We start from the raw sequence: 800 nt of genomic DNA on the forward strand, positions 1-800 counted from the left end.
GCGAGCGATTCACAAATATAAATATCTGCCCTTTGTGGATCGTCGATATAAGTCGCAATCAATCTCGCCAGCCAAGCCGGCGGCAATGCGCTTCGGTCAGGACGGCCGCCTTTCGGTCAGCATAAGGACCTGGCAAATAGACCGTGACTCCGCGGAAACTGACGATCACCGCCTTTGTCGCGCTATCGAAGACGATAGCCATATCAGGCTCGTAAGCCATTTGTTTTCCTGACGACGCTTACTCCACCGAGATGTGCTCTTATTCGAATGAAACAAGGTGCCGACAGCACCTTCAGGCGGGCTTTTCACGGCTTGTGGCCGCAGCGGCGGAACGACTGGTGCGACCAGCGATCATCTAACGATTGGTGCGGAACCGCACAGCAACTTTTCCGACTATCCGTCGTTTGGCCATAAGGATCGCACAGGTGCCCCCTCTTGTGACGGGGCCGTACGCCAACTCTTCCTTCCTGTGCGATCCGTCCGTTCCCAAATTGCCCCGTTTCGGCGGGGCTTCTTTTTGATCCACGGCGGGCAAGGCGAAAGCAAGAAGCGTTCCAGCGCGTCCAGATAGGCGTTCATCTCATTGACGGCGGCGGCACGAAAAAGTGCGTTGCCGGGTCGCATCCTGATCCATTTTTGTGACCGCCAGAGTTGCCGGGATTTTTTATGCCGCCGCGCCCACTTTTCAGCAATCGCGCGTGCATTTCCCCGATCAGTCGCACCCTCGCCCTGCCGGTGCCGGGATTGTCCGGGATCTCCTTCGCGGGTCACCGTTCGTCATCCCTGGCGGTGGAGGAAGC

The 800-nt window shown here is 57.6% G+C and carries 1 protein-coding gene; it reads left to right on the top strand.

Translation table 11 applies throughout. The annotated features are described in order from the left end of the window. A partial coding sequence (locus tag V8P77_RS34700) for a hypothetical protein (protein WP_335916763.1) occupies positions 1-232 on the top strand: 232 nt, incomplete at its 5' end. Positions 233-800: the final 568 nt, after the last annotated feature.

Source organism: Rhizobium aouanii, from assembly GCF_037002925.1.
Classification (GTDB): domain Bacteria; phylum Pseudomonadota; class Alphaproteobacteria; order Rhizobiales; family Rhizobiaceae; genus Rhizobium; species Rhizobium aouanii.